We start from the raw sequence: 17,240 nt of genomic DNA, 5'->3' as shown, positions 1-17,240 counted from the left end.
CCTTTTTAATACTAGTTTTGCTAAAACGTTTTATCTAACCAATATAACCGACATACCTATCCCATAAATTATTAGTTTTTAGCAATGATCATTTTTACCAAACGGGCGCCACTTGCTTTTCGCCAATTTTCGTTTAAGCGTATCTTAACTGTTTTAGGTCTGGCGGTAGCCGGATTACAGGCATCGGCACAACAGCCCGACCTGGTAAAATATGTAAATACGCTGCAGGGGACAGATTCCAATTTCGGCCTCTCGTACGGCAGTACCTATCCAACGGTTGGTTTGCCTTTCGGCGAACATTTCTTTTCGGCACAAACAGGTAAAATGGGCGATGGGTGGAAATATCAGTACACCGCTAAAACCATTCGCGGCTTCCCGGAAGTACACCAATGCAGCCCCTGGATGGGCGATTACGCCGTGTTTTCGCTAATGCCCAACAGCGGCTCGTTAAAAGTTATGGAGGAAGACCGTGCCCTCGCTTTCAGCCACGCTAACGAAACCGCCAAACCCAACTACTACGCCGTAAAATTTGATAACGGTATTAAAGCCGAGGTAAGCCCGGTAGAACGGGGCGCGCACATGCGTTTCTCTTTCCCGAAGGGCGAAAAAGCATTCCTGGTATTGGATGGCTACCGCAAAGATTGCGAGGTAACCATCCTGGAGAAAGAACACAAAATCATAGGCTGGGTAAATAACGGCCTGTTTATCCCCAAGGATTTTAAGAATTTTTTTGTGCTGGAATTCAATCAGCCATTTAAAGCCGTGGGCACCTGGGAAAATACCAAAGGCGTAGTTAAAGCCGGCAACAAAAGCGATAGTGGCAAAGGCGTAGGCGCTTATATTGAGTTTAAAGCGGGCGCTACGGTCGAAGTGAAAATAGCATCGTCCTACATCAGCCCGGAGCAGGCACAGATCACTTTCAACCGTGAGTTGGGTAGCTTTAAGAAATTTGAAGACACCAAAGCAGCTGCCTTTAAAGTATGGAACACGCTGTTAAACCGCGTGTTGGTTGAAGGCGATTCGGAAGCGGATAAGGCTACGTTTTATTCATGCCTGTTCCGCGCCAATTTGTTCTCGCGCAAGTTTTATGATATCAATAAAGAAGGCAAGCCCTATTATTACAGTCCGTACGATGGCAAGGTGCATGACGGTTATATGTTTACCGATAATGGTTTTTGGGATACCTTTCGCGCGCAGTTTCCGCTAAGCAATATTTTGCATCCGCAGATGCAGGGGCAGTATATGCAAAGCCTGCTGGATGCGCAAAAGCAGTACGGCTTTTTCCCAACCTGGTCAAACCCCGGCATGAGTGGGGTAATGCTGGGCAACCATGCCATCTCCTTATTAACCGATGCCTGGGTAAAAGGCGTACGTTCGTTTAACCCGGATAGCGCCCTGAAAGCCTATTTCCACGAAGCAACCAACAAAGGCCCATGGGGTGGTTCAAACGGTCGTGAAGGCTGGGAGGATTATTATACCAAGGGTTTTGTTCCGCTGGGCAAGGTGCACGAGTCTACCGCCAAAACAATGGAATATGCTTACGACGATTTCTGCGCGTACGAATTAGCCCGCGTTACCGGCAATACCTATTATCAAAACATTTTCGCCCGCCAGCTTTACAACTACAAAAACGTTTGGGACCCGAAAGTAAACTTTATGCGTGGCCGATTAAGCAATGGCGACTGGGTGCCTAATTTTGACCCGATTGAATGGGGCGGCGCCTTTACCGAAGGGAACTCGTGGCAGTACACCTGGTCGGTTTTTCATGACCCTAAAGGATTGATAGACCTTATTGGAGGCGAAGCCAGATTTAATGCTAAGCTGGATTCCTTCTTCACCATGCACCAGGGCATCAAATACGGTTCGTATCGCCAGGAAATACACGAGATGAAGGAAATGCTGCTGGCCAAAATGGGGCAATATGCGCATGGCAATCAGCCTACGCAGCACACGCCTTACCTGTACAACTACAGCGGCCAGCCCTGGAAAAGCCAGAAACAGGCACGCATGGTAACATCGCAACTATACAACGCTACCGAAAAAGGTTACCCGGGCGATGAGGACCAGGGTGCCATGTCATCATGGTATGTGCTAAGCGCCATGGGTATCTACGCCGTTTGCCCGGGAACCGATCAATATGTTATTGGCAGCCCGGTGTTTAAAAAAGTAACCCTTAAACTCGAGAATGGAAACACCTTCGTAATAAAAGCTAACAACAACAGCGCGCAAAACGTGTACATCCAATCGGCTACGCTAAATGGCGGCAACTACACCAAAAATTATATTGTTTATGGCGATATAGATAAAGGCGGTACTTTAGAATTTAACATGGGCGCGCAGCCGAATACGCAGCGCGGCACGGCCATGAGCGACAGGCCTTTCTCTATGACTAAGTAACATCTTTATGATGAGCAAAAAAGCGCCCGGCATACCGGGCGCTTTTTTTATGACTATGCTTATATTTGGATACAACCAATTAAATATGATCTCAAAAAGTTTTATAAAGCTTAGCCTGGCCTTTATCGCGTTAGCAAACATGGCTACGGCACAGGAAGCCAAATTACCCACCCCGTGGACGGAAAGCGCCCTAAAAGCCGAAGTGCCTTTAGCAGAATATCCACGCCCGCAACTGCAGCGTAAAGACTGGCTTTGCCTAAACGGTAAATGGGAATACCTGGGTGGTAAAAATGCTCCTAATGCTTTAAATCCTGAGAAAGCGGCATCGTTTGATGGCGTGAAGGAAAGCATCAAAGTGCCGTATTGCCCCGAGTCGGTGCTGTCGGGCATCCAGCGTAAGCAGGAGATCAACATGTGGTATCGCCGTACGGTTGAAATACCTGCAGCCTGGAAAGGCTATAATGTGCAGCTTAACTTTGGCGCGGTTGATCATGACGCTACCGTTTTTGTTAACGGCAAAAAAGCGGGAAGCCATGCCGGCGGTTATGACGCATTCAGCTTAGATATTACGGGCTTTTTAAAAAAAGGAACTAATACCATTGTAGTAGCGGCCTATGATCCGAATGATGGTAAGGCGCCGTCGGGCAAAAACGGTCCGCGGGGCGATTATACCTTTAGTTCGGGCATTTGGCAAACGGTATGGCTTGAGCCGGTAACGCCAACTTATATCAAAAATATCCGACTACTGCCCGATGTTGACGGACAACGCCTGAAAGTTGAAGTGACCACCAACATTAAATGCAATGTTAGAGCCACTGCATTTGATGGTAAAAAACAAATTGCTACAGCTACTGCGGCATCCAATACTGCTTTTTACCTGCCTATTGATAAGCCAAAATTATGGTCGCCCGAAAGCCCTTTTTTATATGATTTGAAAATTACTTTGACCGATGGCGCAGGCAATGCCGACGATGAAGTGACCAGTTATTTCGGCATGCGCGATATTAAATTGGGTAAGCTTGACGGTGTAGTTCGTCCGTTCATCAACGGCAAGTTTATGATGCAGGTGGGTTTGCTTGACCAAGGCTACTGGCCAGATGGTGTGTTAACGGCGCCTACCGAAGAAGCTTTAAAATACGATGTAGAATACAGCAAAAAAGCCGGCTTCAATCTCATCCGCAAACACATGAAAACCGAGCCGCAGCGTTTTTATTACTGGGCCGATAAACTGGGACTGATGGTTTGGCAGGATATGCCTTGCATATGGTACCAGGATGTGGATACCTTGCAAACCCGCGCCACATTCCGCAAGGAGTGGAAGGCTATTATGGATGATCATTACAATTCGCCATCCATTATTACCTGGGTACCTTTTAACGAGAACTGGGGTGCGTTTGACGTAAAAAGCATTACCGAGTGGACCAAGCGTTATGATCCATCGCGCCTGGTTAATGGTAACTCGGGCTTTAACAACAATCCCGGCTACCAAAAAGCTTACGGCGACCCGGGCAACGGCGACTTTGTGGACACTCACATTTATGTAGGCCCCAACCGTGCTTCCGAACCTGACGCCAAACGAGCGGCATCGCTCGGAGAATTTGGCGGTGTAGGGTTATTTGTACGAGGACACATGTGGCCCGTAGAAAACAATGCTTATGCTTATGAACCAACATCAGCCATGCTAACAGACCGCTTTGTATTTTTAATGGACCGTGTGGAGCAACTGATGAAATACAAAGGCCTCAGCGTAGCCATTTACACTCAAACCACCGATGTGGAGCACGAAGTGAACGGCCTGTTAACTTACGACCGCAAAGTGGAGAAAATGGAAACCAAAAAGGTAAATGAAGTAAACCAGGCGGTGATAAAAGCGGGCGAAGAGATGAACAAAATAAGTAAGAAATAGATAGCATCTCATAAACGAAAAACGCCCTTAACCAAAATATTAAGGGCGTTTTTATTTATGCAGAAGCTATTAGTGCTTCAAAACCGAATCGATCAAAGAACCTAATAGTATCGCTGTAATTGAAAAACAGAAGAGACCTAACAGATAAGCTGCAAAGGCTTTTAAATAGCCCCCTACTTTACGCGAATTAAAAAACTGGCCAATGGCCCATGAGCAGTAAACTACCCCTGCAACAGCCGCCAGCTGCATAATAAAAGCTATTTTCAATATCGCCATTGCTATGGTAAAAACCGAAAATATCAGCATCCCTGTACCCATTACAAAACATAACAGTATCAGCAGCTCATAAAAGTTATAGCCCTGTTTTCTGAAAAACAGCTTCAGCCAAAAAGCTATAAATACGCCCATTATGATATTAGCATACCCGTAATGCCCTTCTACCCATTCAAATATTGAACTTGTTGTTGTGGTTTTATCGCCACTATATGTTACGTAAGCTCTTTCTATATGAAAAAAGTGGTTGGCCGTTGAATACAGCAGTGAAGTGATGATAATATACACGATAGGTTTAACCAGGCGGCTCCGGTCGTCCGAAATAAAGGTCCTTACATTTTTCCCGGGACGCATTAATAACTCTTTAACCGTATATAATATCCCTTTTTCAAAATGTAACAGGTGTTGTATCTCATGCGATACATAGTGGCTGTCAACCCGGTGCAGGGTTACCGGCTGCCCGCAGGCCGAACAGTATTTCCCGTTTACCGGGCTTTCGCAATGTTTACAATTAGCAGCAGCATCTCCGGCGGCAATTAAGGTATCAGGCGTAATCATTCAGTTAATGTGATTTGGAGGGGGTGAAAATACACACAAAAGGAGTTAAAGCAAAATGCCTTTAAATTAATGTTTAAACATTTTTATGATCGGTACACCGAAAAAATGACAGGCCCATTGCGCAAAATCTGCACGGTTTGCTGAAATTGCAGTATGGAAATCGGGATAGATAGCTTTGCATCGGCCATGTACGGCTCAAACGAATTGAGCAGCGACGCTGCCATGGAGCAATTGTTAGAACGCATGGTGCACGCGGATACCTGCGGTCTTGACGTTTTCGGCATTGGCGAACATCATAAAAAAGAGTTCCTGGATTCGGCTACCGCCGTGATACTGGCCGCCGCCGCAGCGCGTACCAAACGCATTCGCCTGGGTAGCGCGGTTACCGTACTTAGCGCCGCAGACCCAGTTAGGGTGTACCAGCAATTTGCTACGCTGGATCTGATCTCTAAAGGCCGCGCGGAGATTGTGGTTGGCCGCGGATCTTCTGTAGAAGCTTATCCTTTGTTTGGCTTTGATCTGAATGATTATGATGCCTTGTTTCGCGAGAAGCTAAACCTGCTGCTACAGATAAACGAAAATACGCACGTTAACTGGGCTGGCAAATTCCGCCCCGCGATACCTAATTTACCTGTGTACCCTCGTCCACTACAGGCCAAACTACCCATCTGGCTGGGCGTAGGCGGCACATCCGAATCATTTGCACGGGCAGGTACGCTTGGTTTGCCTTTAATGGTAGCCATTATTGGCGGGCATACGCATCGCTTTCGCCCGTTGATTGACTTGTACCGTGAAGCAGGCGCCCGTGCCGGCTTCAAGCCCGAAGAATTAAAAGTTGGCTTACACTCGCCCGGCTATGTTGCCGATATCGATGAGAAAGCCATTAACGAATACTATCCCGGCTACGCTGAACTGTGGACCAAACTAGGCCGCGAGCGCGGCTGGCCGGCGGTAACCCGCCCGCATTTTGACGACCTGGCGGGCCCCAAAGGCGTGCTGGTGGTTGGCGGCCCCGAAAAGGTGGCTGAAAAGCTGCTACGCCATAGCGAGGCCTTGGGAGGGGTAGATCGTTTCACCTTCCAGATGGATAATGCCGGGTTGACGCATACACAGTTAATGCGGGCTATTGAATTGATTGGGGAGAAGGTGATACCGTTGATAAAAAAGGTTAGTTAATAATCTCTCCTTTATTATTAGCTAGCTTATCTCGCCATCTCTGAATGTCCTCCGGGGTTTGTTTAGTCCAATCTATTACTTCCCCTACAATCTTTAGCGGCTGGGTAGTTCTGTAAGAGCGCGTTAAATTGCCCGGGAATTTCTTGTCGGTAAGGTTTGGGTCGTTTTCAAAACTTCCGGTAGGCTCAACAATGTAAACACGTTCGCGCCCATCGCCCTTTGCTAATGAAGCGGCAAGCCCCGCACCATTTGCCAAGGCCGTGAAATAGATATGATTCATCTGGAACCCGTCTTTATAATTAGATAAGCGCCCTGCCACTAAAAAATCACCCACCGGCAAATCAGCCCTGGTACCGTGATAAAATGGCCCGTCGTCTGCCGGCTGGCCTGCTGAAACTATAGCTAATTCATGATTCTTTTTTGCCTCAGCAGTGTTACCAAGTTCTTCGTAACATGTGGCAATTTTTAAATACAGGGCCGGCAGCGCTCCGTTAACAGCAACGTCATTAACCTTAAGCGCAAATTGCAGCGCAGTTTCATACCATTTTAATTTATCAGCGACGTTTTCCTGGCGGCGAGCTACGTAATAAGCTGCCAGATATTTTTCAAAATCATTGGTGGCATCATGCCAGGCTTGTAAAAATAGCTGTTTTGCTTTTTCAGGCTTTTCCTTCTCCTCCATGCTCATACCTTGAACGCAAAGTTGAATAATAGGATTGTTGGGGTTGAATTCCATTTTTGGGCTAGATGTAATGTTTAAATAGGTGAGTAGCAAAATAACGCAAAATGGGATAAACAAAAAAGTCCTCAGATTTCTCTGGAGGCTTTTGCAGAATTTGAGTAACAGTATACGACAAGCTGTCGCGAAATAGTAGTTACCAATAGTTTTAGAGCGGTAAATGATCAATTGCAAAATTGAAGAAAAAGTGTGCACTGGTATAAACAGCGTAAGGAATTCGCACAGTATGATTTTCCAGGCCTTGAGGATAACTTTTATGCTCACTTCCGAAATCGGATACGGATTTGATTGACACAAATAATGGCTTTTTTCTAAAAAGTGTGTTTTGTGCGGCGTAATAGAATCCGTGTGTTTCCATATCCAATCCAATGGTCCCTGTGTTATCTTCGATCATCTTTTTAAACCATTCTTCTGAACGAACAAGGGCATTACCGGTGATGACTTTACCACATTTTAAATTGAGAGGGTTGGTAAAAAGGCCTTTATCGGGATAGTTATCTTTGATCCGAGATAACACATTTGTTTGCACAGCATATTGCTCGATCATATCGATGATGGTTGAATCTGCGGAAATATAGTGTTTACGATCTTTCTCCGTAGTGTAGGGTTCTCCGTTTTCATCTTTTTTAACGATGATAGAAACCTGATCGTAGTCTACCGCTTCTTGGGCTACCATGATGTCCCCGACTTTCTGCTCCCGCGCCAGGTTTCGGTTACCTGCGGCATGGCCCAGCATTACAATAATGTCAGGTTTATAAATCCAAACCAATTTGGTGGTCAACGTGGCAGCTGCTGAAGTTCCCTGATGAAGGCACTTGGCAACAACCACAGAAAGTTTCTTATCGTCTTTTTCAAATCGTCCGAAATGGTAAGTATGGGCATCATCTTCCGACCTTGGTAATGTTTTCTGATCAGTTAGCAACGCCATTACTGCTTGAAGTTCATCAGTGGTCGCCGTTACTATACCGATTCGAAAATTTTCCTTCGCCTCTTCAGAATCCGTAACGCGTGCGTATTTTTCAAACAGACCACGATCCTCTTTTGCAAGTTCCTCTGTTTCCTGCAATTGATAGATTGTTTTGACAACCAAGGATAACACAATATTAGCCAACGTATTGAATGCCGAATCATCAACATTACTTTTTACCTCGGTGAACAGAAAGTACCGATCATTTTCCAAGATGGTGGAAAAACCTCTAATAAAATCAAGTATCTCATTATCTGTTGCGGGTACCTCATCAGTTAATTTAGGGTAAAGTTCTTCGTAAAGGTTGCCTTCCAAACTGGACATTGCGTTGTAAAGCCTGTCGCCAGGCTCGCTATCTTTAATATTCCAGCCTTCTCCCGGGCGGATGCTGCGTGCGGCGTCTTTATATTCGTCTTGATTATATTCTAAATATGACTTTAGATGAGCTATCGCCCTTTTTATCTTTGAGTGAGGAACTGCCATAAAGTTTGGATTTGCCCGTAAATGTAGTAAAACAAAAAAGCCTTCAGATCTCTCTAAAGGCTTTTGCGGAATGGACGGGACTCGAACCCGCGACCCCATGCGTGACAGGCATGTATTCTAACCAGCTGAACTACCACTCCGTTTGGGACTGCAAATATACGCTACAGTTTTTATTATACAAATCCTTTTTTCAAAAAATATTTAATTGGCACATTTTCAGGTCAATAATATTTAACATACTTGTTTTAGTACATAAAACACTACAACCGTCCTTTAAAAACAACACCCGCTGTATAGTATTTAATACTAGTGTATAGTTTTTTAATAAATACCGCGAAAAAAACCGGACAATGAAACGTCAAAATAGTAACAAACTTTGCGTAAAGTCTCTAAACGGATGTCGATTTTCCCTGATTCAAGCCTGCCAATATTAATATTTGTATCGGTATAAAATTTTTCCTGGGTAACCTGGTTTTGTCGCCTTAATCGTTTAATCTGCAGCGAAACTTTTCGCCTGAAGGCATCGTCAGAATTGTTAAGGTACTCAAAATCAGTTAGTAACATGGTGCAACGTTTTATAAATTGGCTTAGTATATTAAAAAGATCGGGGTGCCTCTTTCAAAACTAAAATTAGTAAATTTTTTATTAAAACTATTTTCAATTTCTGACGAATAAGTCATTGCCGCAACCGCTTTATGGCGTTACATTTGTTTAAAGCATAACGCCCTGCAGATAATCTGTGAAAAAAGTTTAAATCATCTACCTATGAAAAACTTTTTAAAGCTGAATTCTCAGACGCCCAAGCTGAGGTTTTTTGTTCTTTGTTTTGGGTTTAATCAATAGTTTAAATTAATTAGGGGAAAGGGAGCGCCAAAAGTGCTCTCTTTTTTTGTTTCAACATTTTTATTATGCATGCATAATATTTATATTTAACTCACTAATTCCTGCCAATTATGTATTTCGACCTTTCTGAAGAACAACTAATGATACGCCAGGCTGCCCGCCACTTTGCTCAAAACGAACTCAAGCCCGGCGTAATTGAACGAGACGAACATCAAAAATTCCCAACCGAACAAATAAAACAGCTAGGCGAACTGGGTTTTATGGGTATGATGGTATCACCCCAATACGGCGGCAGTGGTATGGATGCCATATCCTATGCTATTGTTATAGAGGAACTTTCAAAAGTAGACGCGTCTACATCGGTGATCGTTTCTGTTCAAAACTCATTGGTTTGTTACGGCCTGGAGAAATATGGTACTGAAGAGCAAAAACAAAAATATTTGGCGCCGTTAGCCAAAGGCGAGGTGATAGGCGCATTCTGCCTGTCGGAGCCGGAGGCTGGATCCGACGCTACATCACAGCGCACCATGGCAATTGACATGGGCGACCATTACCTGCTTAACGGCGTCAAAAACTGGATAACCAGCGGCAGCACCGCATCAACCTATATTGTGATAGCCCAAACCGATGCTGACAAGCGCCACCGCGGCATTAATGCTTTTATTGTAGAGAAAGGCGCACCCGGTTTTACAATTGGCCCCAAAGAGAACAAAATGGGGGTACGCGGCTCGGATACACATTCCTTAAATTTTACTGACGTAAAAGTCAGCAAGGAAAACCGCATAGGCGAGGATGGCTTCGGGTTTAAATTTGCGATGGGGTTGTTAGAAGGCGGGCGTATTGGCATAGCCGCGCAGGCTTTGGGTATTGCCACCGGGGCTTATGAACTGGCGCTGGCTTACTCCAAAGAGCGCAAAGCCTTCGGCAAACCGATTGCTGATCACCAGGCCATCCAATTCAAACTGGCGGATATGGCTACCGAAATTGAGGCCGCGCGCCTGCTGGTTTACAAAGCCGCCTGGTTAAAAGACAATGGCAAACCTTATGGTCATGCCAGCGCTATGGCTAAACTCTTTGCATCCGAAACGGCTATGCGCACCACTACAGAAGCAGTGCAGATACATGGAGGCTACGGCTACGTAAAAGAGTACCATGTGGAGCGCCTGATGCGTGATGCCAAGATCACGCAGATATACGAGGGAACTTCCGAAATTCAACGTATTGTCATATCGCGCGGGGTGTTGGAGTAAGCGCTATATTTTTCTGTAATTTTGAGCTACACATTAATGACGATACATATGAAAACGAACAGGTTTTTCATTACGCTTATATTTTTATTTTCTATTTCTGTCGGCTACGCCCAAACCGGTTTAAAAAGCGGCATCTGGCGCGGGGCTTTAAAAACCGCTGCCGGTACTGATATACCTTTTAACTTTGAGGTGAGCGATGCCGCGGGCAAAAAACAATTAACCATTATTAACGGGGCCGAGCGTTTTAAAGTAAGCAACTTACGCGGAAAAGGCGATTCGGTATTTGTTAAAATGCCTTTGTTTGATTCGGAGTTTAAACTAAAGCTGAAAGCCGGCGCGCTGGAAGGCCAATGGATAAAACACCTGGCGGATAGCGACGTGGTTATGCCGTTTAACGCTACTTATAACACCGCCTGGCGCTTTAAAACTCAAAAGCCATTGGCCAATGTTGCCGGCCGCTGGGCCGCTACCTTTGGCGAAGGCGATGGTAAGGACGAATTGGTGGGCGAGTTTACGCAAACAGGCTCTAAATTAACCGGCACCTTTCTTTCCACTACGGGCGATTACCGTTTTCTGGAGGGTGTGGTAAGCGGCAACCTCTTTTACCTGTCGTGCTTTGATGGCGGGCATGCTTATTTGTTTACCGGGATCATCAATGGCCAGAAGATCACCAACGGTAAATTTTATTCGGGCAAAACCAGTAATGATAATTGGGTGGCTATTAAAAATGCTGGCGCCAAACTGCCCGATGCTTACTCGTTAACCGCGCTTAAACCCGGCTATAAAAAAATCGCTTTTAGCTTTAAAGATATCAATGGCAAAAAGGTGTCGCTAAGCGACGCGCGTTTTAAAAACAAGGTGGTTATGGTGCAGATACTAGGTTCGTGGTGCCCCAACTGCATGGACGAAACCGCTTACCTGGTTAACTATTACAAAAAATATCACCCCAAAGGTGTAGAAATTGTTGGCCTGGCTTATGAGCGTAGTACCGACTTCGCGAAAGCAAAAAAATCATTACTGCCCTTTAAAAACAGGTTTAATGTTCCTTACCCATTATTGATAACCGGCTACACCCCTGCCAAAGGCGAACCGGCTAAAAGCTTGCCTATGCTGGCTAAAGTTGTAGGTTTCCCCACAACTATCATCATTGATAAAAAGGGCGATGTACGCAAAATACACACCGGCTTTAGCGGCCCGGGCACCGGCGAACATTACACCGAGTTTATCAACGAGTTTGAAACGCTTACCAATAATTTACTAGCGGAGTAAATTCAATAACAAGACTTACGAAGTTTTTAAAACTTCGTAAGTCTAACAAGGTGTCTACTATTCCTTCACCGCCAGCTCTTTTCGTCCCAGCAGGGTCTCTCGTAGAGGACCCTGCGATGCAGACTTTCGCACGCGCAGGGTCCCTTTCAGGAGACCTGCTGATACGCCAAACCCGAAATCGAACATCCGAAGTCCGAAATCAACTAGTTCTTCGCCGCTAACTCCTTACTCTTCATCATATTCTTAGTACTCTCCGCCAGACGTATAAACTCGGCGCGGTAGCCGTCATCATCGTTGCCTTTGGCACTTTTTGCTAACGCGATGAGTTTATCAAAATCTGCATTTTGTTTAAAGGCCGAGTTACGTAAAAGCATCCCATACCCGGCCACAGCAGCCGCAAAACGGAAGTCTTCGGACGGTTGGCTAACCACATTATCGCTTACGGTGGTTAACTGCATTTTGCTTTTATCTCCATCCGGCTGTTTGTAGCGGAATTTGATAGTCATCAACTCGTCGGAATTATTGGCTTTTTCGGCCGGAGCCGGCTTTTGGTATTTCAGCGGGTCAACACTTCCCACAAAACTATCTTTAACACCAACCGGGATGATCTCGTACAGCGCGGTAACAGTATGGCCAACGCCCATATCGCCGCCCAGTTTGGTATCATTATTAAAATCCTCTTTGGCCATCAGGCGGTTCTCGTAACCCAGTAAACGGTAAGCCTGCACTTTGGCGGGGTTAAATTCCACCTGCAGTTTCACGTCTTTAGCCACAGTAAACAAAGTTCCACCAAACTCGTTTACCATTGATTTGGTGGCTTCGGTAATGTTATCTATATAAGCGTAGTTACCATGCCCCTTATCGGCCAGCAGCTCCATCTTGCTGTCTTTATAATTACCCATGCCAAAGCCTAGTATAGATAGGCTCACGCCGGTTTTACGCTGCTCTTCTATCAACTCCTCCATATCCTTATTGCTTGATGCACCTACATTAAAATCACCATCGGTAGCCATTACAATGCGGTTGTTGCCGCCTTTAATAAAATTCTTTTGCGCCACCTGGTAGGCCATCAGCATGCCAGCGCCACCGGCGGTGCCGCCGCCCGAGCCCAAACCGTCAATAACTCTTTTTATTTTGTCCTTCTCTGTTGCCGGGGTCGATTCGAGCTTAGTAGCAACCTCGCCGGCATACACTACTATAGCAACCTTGTCAATAGCCCGTAGCTGGTCAACCAGCATTTTTAGCGAAGTTTTCACCAGGGGCAGTTTATTCTCGTCATACATTGATCCTGATACATCAATTAAAAACACCAGGTTTGATGGCGGTAGTTTATCGGTTTTTACCTCTTTAGCTTTCAGTCCGATGCGCACCAGCTGGTGTTTAGTGTTCCATGGCGCGGCACCAACTTCGGTTTGAATAGCTACCGGCTCTCCGTTGGTTGGGGTGGGTAGTTTGTATTTAAAGTAGTTTATCAGCTCCTCAATACGCACCGCGTTTTTAGGCGGTAGCTGGCCACCATTTATAAAGCGGCGAACATTGGCATACGATGCGCCATCAACATCAACAGCGAAGGTTGAAAGTGGTGTTTCTTTAGGGTTGATGAATTGATTTTCGACTATTTTTTCATAATCCTCGGTACCGGGACTGTAAACCGTGCCAGGATATTTGTCAACAACTATTTCATTCACGTCCTGAGCCGGCTTCGCGATCTTCGCTTTAGCCAAACGGCGCGATGCGGGGGTTACCGTCAATCCGGCCACTCTGCCCGCTAAAGCCTGCTGCACATTGGTTTGTTGAGGCTGCACCTGCGTGGCCGATATTGTAGTAATAGCGCTCGTTACTGACTCCTTTCGCATAGTGGGATAGCCAATTATAGCCACCTCATTCAGCTGTAACGATTCGGGGTCAAGCCATACATCTATTACGTTCTTTTTGCCTATGGCAACCATTTGTGCTTTAAAACCGATGTAGGTAAACGCTAGTTTGGTTGATCCTTCGGGCACTTCTATTTTATATCGCCCGTTAACGTCGGTAGTTGTGGTTACTTTGGTGCCGTATACCAATACAGCTACGCCCGGAAGGCTTTGTTTACCTGCTTTATCGTAAACTGTACCGCTTATCAATCTGCCGGCGGCTTTGGCGAATGATACCAGGCCTGCCAGTATCATCAGTAATAATAAGGTCTTTCTCATAATTGTAAGTTTTTATGAGTTGATGCAGCGTTGTGCACATTTCCATAAACCATTTAAAAAAATTATTTTGACCTGCGGAAAATGACCTTATTCAGCAATAGAAAAAAGCCTGCTGCAGCCGACGACAATGTACTGCTTGCACGTTACCGGGAAACCGGCGACCTGGCCCTGCTTGCCGAATTATTTCAAAACCACAGCCACAGTGTTTACTACGTTTGCTACCGTTATTTGCAGGATACCGATAAAAGCAAGGATGCCACCATGCAGATATTTGAGGAACTGGTACAAAAGGTGCATAAGCATGATATTGGCAATTTTGGCAGCTGGCTGTACACGCTTAGCCGTAATTATTGCCTGATGCAGTTACGGGCTGATAAAAAAATGCCGGGCACTACTTTGGATAATTTTATGGAAATGCCGGTAGAATTGCATCTGGATAATGACAATAAAGAAGAACAGCTTAGCCTGATGGAGCGCTGCCTGAAAAAACTGGCTGAAGCACAAAAGCTAAGTGTAGAGTTATTTTTTTTAAAAGAGAAGTGTTATAAAGAGATAACCGAAATTACCGGTTTTACGCTTAACGAGGTAAAAAGCTATATACAAAACGGCAAGCGTAACCTTAAAATTTGCATGGAGAAAAACAGTGAGCGTTAGTAAGGCCGACATATTGCTGATACGCAAGTACCTTAACGGGGAACTTGACGCACGTGCCATGTACGAGCTGGAACTGCGCGCGCAAAATAATGCCGAACTAATGGATGTGATGCTGGGTATGGAGGCTGCACAAACAGATCATCAGCCACACATCGATCATATAAACCAACGGATAGCCGATCGCGTAGCAAAAGATAAAAAACGTGTGGTGCCTATGTACCGTACCTGGGCGGCAGCGGCAAGCGTGTTACTTTTACTGGGTATTGGCGCCTGGTGGCTAAGCCGAGAAACACCAAAAGCAAACACAGAAACGGCTTTTGTAAAAACGGCACCGGCAGATAAAGCCAAGACAGACACCAATGCCCTTGTTGCCAAAATACCTGTACCCAATTTGAAAGGGCCCGAATTAACTGCTGCTAATGATACCAGGCTACCCCAAACTACCGGCAAAAGCAAAGTACGCCGTAAGCATCCGCTGGATAATTTTATGGTTGCTGATAGTAACACCATGATAGCGGCAAATAAGCCAACTGTGTTAAAAGAGGTAGTGGTGGTTGGTTATCCTACTATGCGGAAAGAGTCCACTACCGGAGCTATTGCTACAGTATCTGGTGCCCAGGTTCAGCCACAGCAAAGCAATGTGCAACAAACGCTTGCCGGCAAAGTTGCAGGGATATCGATAACCAAAAAAGGCGAAGGCTATTATAATATTAAAGGCATTGTAACCGATGCCCGTGATGGCTCCCCAATCCCCGGTGCCAATATTAGTTTAAATGGGGAAAACAACACGCAGACAGACGTTAACGGATCCTTTAACATCACAACATCCGGCAACAACATGCTCGCTGTTGGCATGATAGGCTATTTATCACAACAGGTTAAAATTGATAAAGAAAAGGAACTAAAAATAAAGCTAAGTCCGCAAGGAAATGTACTGGCCGAAGTAGCGATTATTAGGAAGGATGAGGACTGCAAAGAGAACCTGAAGTTTAAAGCCCGCTTTATAGAAAACATTGCTATTGCAGAAAAGTACGTTAACGAGCACGAAAACCGCGATACCTTAACCGTTACCCAAAAACAATTTTTAAAGGCCTTGAAGTTTATTGCCCGCTACACCACGGTTTCGGTACGCACCGATGGTAAAAACCCGAAAGGATACCCGGATGTTGACGTTTTTGAGGATGACAAAGAGCGCTGGATGCTATGGTACGAAGCCAATAAGTGCAAAAACCTGAAATAGCGCTTAAGCCTTCTCTTCCCAAATTGCACACAAATGCAAAATGGTATCAACCGCCCGTTGCATGTCCTGTACCGATACCCATTCTTGTTTGCCATGGAAAGCATGCTCGCCCGCAAAAATATTAGGGCAGGGCAGCCCCATAAATGATAGGCGCGAGCCGTCGGTGCCGCCACGTATACTGCATAGTTTGGCATTTAATCCCGCGCGGCTGATGGCTTCCAGGCCGAACTCAACAATATGCGGGTGTTGTGTCAGCACATTTTTCATGTTGCGGTATTGCGGCTTTATCTCATAGCGATAGCTTGAGTTTGGATACCCCTGCATTACAGCATCGGCTACGCCTAACAAAGTTTGAGCATGCGTTTCCAGATTTTTATCTTCAAAATCGCGCACAATAAACTCAATGGTCGCTTCTTCAACATGGCCCAGCATGCTTACGGGGTGTACAAAACCTTGTTTGCCTTCTGTCCCTTCGGGCGATAGGTTGTGGGGTAGTTTAGCGATGATATCGCCTGCAATTTTAATGGCGCTTTCCATTTTACCTTTGGCAAAGCCCGGATGCACACTCACGCCGCTGATGATGAGTTTTAGTCCGTCAGCAGAAAAAGTTTCATCTTCCAGGTGGCCCGCGCTTTCGCCATCAATGGTATAGGCAGCTACAGCGCCTACTTTTTCAATATTTACGTTATCGACGCCGCGGCCAATCTCCTCATCGGGCGTAAAAAGGATGCTTATTTTGCCGTGTTTGATTTCGGGGTTGGTCATGAGCTGGTAGCAGGCGTCCATAATCTCGGCTACGCCGGCTTTATTATCTGCCCCTAACAGCGTGGTACCGCTGGCGGTTACAATGTCATTGCCCAGTTGGTTTTTCAGGTCGGCATGCTCATGCATACGCAGTACCTGCGTTTCGTCATCAGGTAATACCAGGTCGCGGCCGTCATAGTTTTGGTGGATGATGGGTTTAACATTCTCGCCGCTGCAATCGGGCGATGTATCCATATGCGAGCAAAAGCAAATTACCGGTACATCGGCCTTATCCGTATTTGCGGGAATGGTTGCGTAAACACAGCCAAACTCGTCCAAATGTGCGTCGGCTACGCCCATAGCATGCAATTCGGCCACTAATAAATTACCTAAATCCTTTTGTTTTTGGGTTGATGGAGCGGCATTTGAGGTTGGGTCTGACTGTGTGTCAATAACCGCATAGCGCAAAAAACGATCTGTTACGGTATAATTTAAGGCTGAATTAAGTTTCATATATTTGTGCGGCTGCGTGTTACGTTAATAACGTGT

At 45.6% G+C, this 17,240-nt stretch carries 12 protein-coding genes and 1 tRNA gene; 7 read left to right on the top strand and 6 right to left on the bottom strand.

Annotated elements, in window-relative coordinates; all coding sequences use genetic code 11:
* The first annotated feature begins 84 nt into the window (after positions 1-84).
* On the top strand, positions 85-2,397 hold the full coding sequence (locus AC59JT_RS16480) for a GH92 family glycosyl hydrolase (RefSeq protein WP_497400941.1): 2,313 nt from the start codon (positions 85-87) through the stop codon (positions 2,395-2,397).
* 85 nt (positions 2,398-2,482) lie between these two features.
* Complete coding sequence (locus AC59JT_RS16475) at positions 2,483-4,303, top strand: glycoside hydrolase family 2 protein (protein ID WP_497400939.1); 1,821 nt, start codon at positions 2,483-2,485, stop codon at positions 4,301-4,303.
* Positions 4,304-4,372: 69 nt separating this feature from the next.
* On the opposite strand, the gene AC59JT_RS16470 is transcribed toward AC59JT_RS16475, so the two are convergent.
* Positions 4,373-5,134, bottom strand: a complete 762-nt coding sequence (locus AC59JT_RS16470; protein ID WP_497400937.1) for a DUF3667 domain-containing protein — start codon at positions 5,132-5,134, stop codon at positions 4,373-4,375.
* A gap of 153 nt (positions 5,135-5,287) precedes the next feature.
* Between AC59JT_RS16470 and AC59JT_RS16465 the strand changes: the two genes are divergently transcribed.
* Positions 5,288-6,310: an LLM class flavin-dependent oxidoreductase gene (locus tag AC59JT_RS16465; RefSeq protein ID WP_497400935.1), complete on the top strand. Its 1,023-nt coding sequence runs from the start codon at positions 5,288-5,290 to the stop codon at positions 6,308-6,310.
* Here AC59JT_RS16465 and arr read toward each other — a convergent pair.
* The 3 genes from arr to AC59JT_RS16450 form a co-directional block, all read right to left on the bottom strand.
* Positions 6,303-6,710, bottom strand: coding sequence for an NAD(+)--rifampin ADP-ribosyltransferase (gene arr, locus AC59JT_RS16460; RefSeq protein WP_497401676.1), 408 nt, complete (start codon positions 6,708-6,710; stop codon positions 6,303-6,305). The genes AC59JT_RS16465 and arr overlap by 8 nt on opposite strands.
* Positions 6,711-7,197: 487 nt before the next feature.
* Complete coding sequence (locus AC59JT_RS16455) at positions 7,198-8,499, bottom strand: 5'-methylthioadenosine/S-adenosylhomocysteine nucleosidase family protein (RefSeq protein WP_497400933.1); 1,302 nt, start codon at positions 8,497-8,499, stop codon at positions 7,198-7,200.
* A 66-nt stretch (positions 8,500-8,565) separates the two neighbouring features.
* Positions 8,566-8,639 (bottom strand) — tRNA-Asp (locus tag AC59JT_RS16450).
* 813 nt (positions 8,640-9,452) lie between these two features.
* On the opposite strand from AC59JT_RS16450, the gene AC59JT_RS16445 reads away from it, so the two are divergent.
* Both AC59JT_RS16445 and AC59JT_RS16440 read left to right on the top strand, forming a co-directional pair.
* The gene (locus AC59JT_RS16445) at positions 9,453-10,592 is read left to right on the top strand and encodes an acyl-CoA dehydrogenase (protein WP_497400931.1); all 1,140 of its coding nucleotides are present in this window, start codon (positions 9,453-9,455) and stop codon (positions 10,590-10,592) included.
* Between the two features lie 48 nt (positions 10,593-10,640).
* Positions 10,641-11,861, top strand: coding sequence for a TlpA disulfide reductase family protein (locus AC59JT_RS16440; RefSeq protein ID WP_497400929.1), 1,221 nt, complete (start codon positions 10,641-10,643; stop codon positions 11,859-11,861).
* A 203-nt stretch (positions 11,862-12,064) separates the two neighbouring features.
* Here AC59JT_RS16440 and AC59JT_RS16435 read toward each other — a convergent pair whose 3' ends face one another.
* A complete protein-coding gene (locus tag AC59JT_RS16435) occupies positions 12,065-14,053 on the bottom strand; it encodes a YfbK domain-containing protein (protein WP_497400927.1) in 1,989 nt (662 codons plus the stop codon).
* Between the two features lie 81 nt (positions 14,054-14,134).
* Here AC59JT_RS16435 and AC59JT_RS16430 point away from each other — a divergent pair, with 81 nt between their 5' ends.
* Positions 14,135-14,707 carry an RNA polymerase sigma factor gene (locus AC59JT_RS16430; RefSeq protein WP_497400925.1) on the top strand — a complete coding sequence of 191 codons (573 nt, stop codon included), beginning with the start codon at positions 14,135-14,137 and terminating at the stop codon, positions 14,705-14,707.
* Positions 14,697-15,947 (top strand): carboxypeptidase-like regulatory domain-containing protein, encoded by a 1,251-nt coding sequence (locus AC59JT_RS16425; RefSeq protein ID WP_497400923.1) that lies wholly within the window; start codon positions 14,697-14,699, stop codon positions 15,945-15,947. Before AC59JT_RS16430 ends, AC59JT_RS16425 begins: the two co-directional genes overlap by 11 nt.
* A 3-nt stretch (positions 15,948-15,950) precedes the next feature.
* On the opposite strand, the gene pepT is transcribed toward AC59JT_RS16425, so the two are convergent.
* Positions 15,951-17,204, bottom strand: a complete 1,254-nt coding sequence (gene pepT / locus AC59JT_RS16420) for a peptidase T (RefSeq protein WP_497400921.1) — start codon at positions 17,202-17,204, stop codon at positions 15,951-15,953.
* Between the last annotated feature and the right edge of the window lie 36 nt (positions 17,205-17,240).

The organism is Mucilaginibacter sp. A3364 (assembly GCF_059690715.1).
This window is presented reverse-complemented; position numbering and strand designations above follow the sequence as displayed.

Coding starts and splice junctions, on each gene's coding strand:
- AC59JT_RS16430 (WP_497400925.1), top strand. CDS start 14,135: ATGACCTTATTCAGCAATAGAAAAAAGCCTGCTGCAGCCGACGACAAT.
- AC59JT_RS16465 (WP_497400935.1), top strand. CDS start 5,288: ATGGAAATCGGGATAGATAGCTTTGCATCGGCCATGTACGGCTCAAAC.
- AC59JT_RS16480 (WP_497400941.1), top strand. CDS start 85: ATGATCATTTTTACCAAACGGGCGCCACTTGCTTTTCGCCAATTTTCG.
- AC59JT_RS16445 (WP_497400931.1), top strand. CDS start 9,453: ATGTATTTCGACCTTTCTGAAGAACAACTAATGATACGCCAGGCTGCC.
- AC59JT_RS16455 (WP_497400933.1), bottom strand. CDS start 8,499: ATGGCAGTTCCTCACTCAAAGATAAAAAGGGCGATAGCTCATCTAAAG.
- AC59JT_RS16475 (WP_497400939.1), top strand. CDS start 2,483: ATGATCTCAAAAAGTTTTATAAAGCTTAGCCTGGCCTTTATCGCGTTA.
- AC59JT_RS16440 (WP_497400929.1), top strand. CDS start 10,641: ATGAAAACGAACAGGTTTTTCATTACGCTTATATTTTTATTTTCTATT.
- AC59JT_RS16470 (WP_497400937.1), bottom strand. CDS start 5,134: ATGATTACGCCTGATACCTTAATTGCCGCCGGAGATGCTGCTGCTAAT.
- pepT (WP_497400921.1), bottom strand. CDS start 17,204: ATGAAACTTAATTCAGCCTTAAATTATACCGTAACAGATCGTTTTTTG.
- AC59JT_RS16435 (WP_497400927.1), bottom strand. CDS start 14,053: ATGAGAAAGACCTTATTATTACTGATGATACTGGCAGGCCTGGTATCA.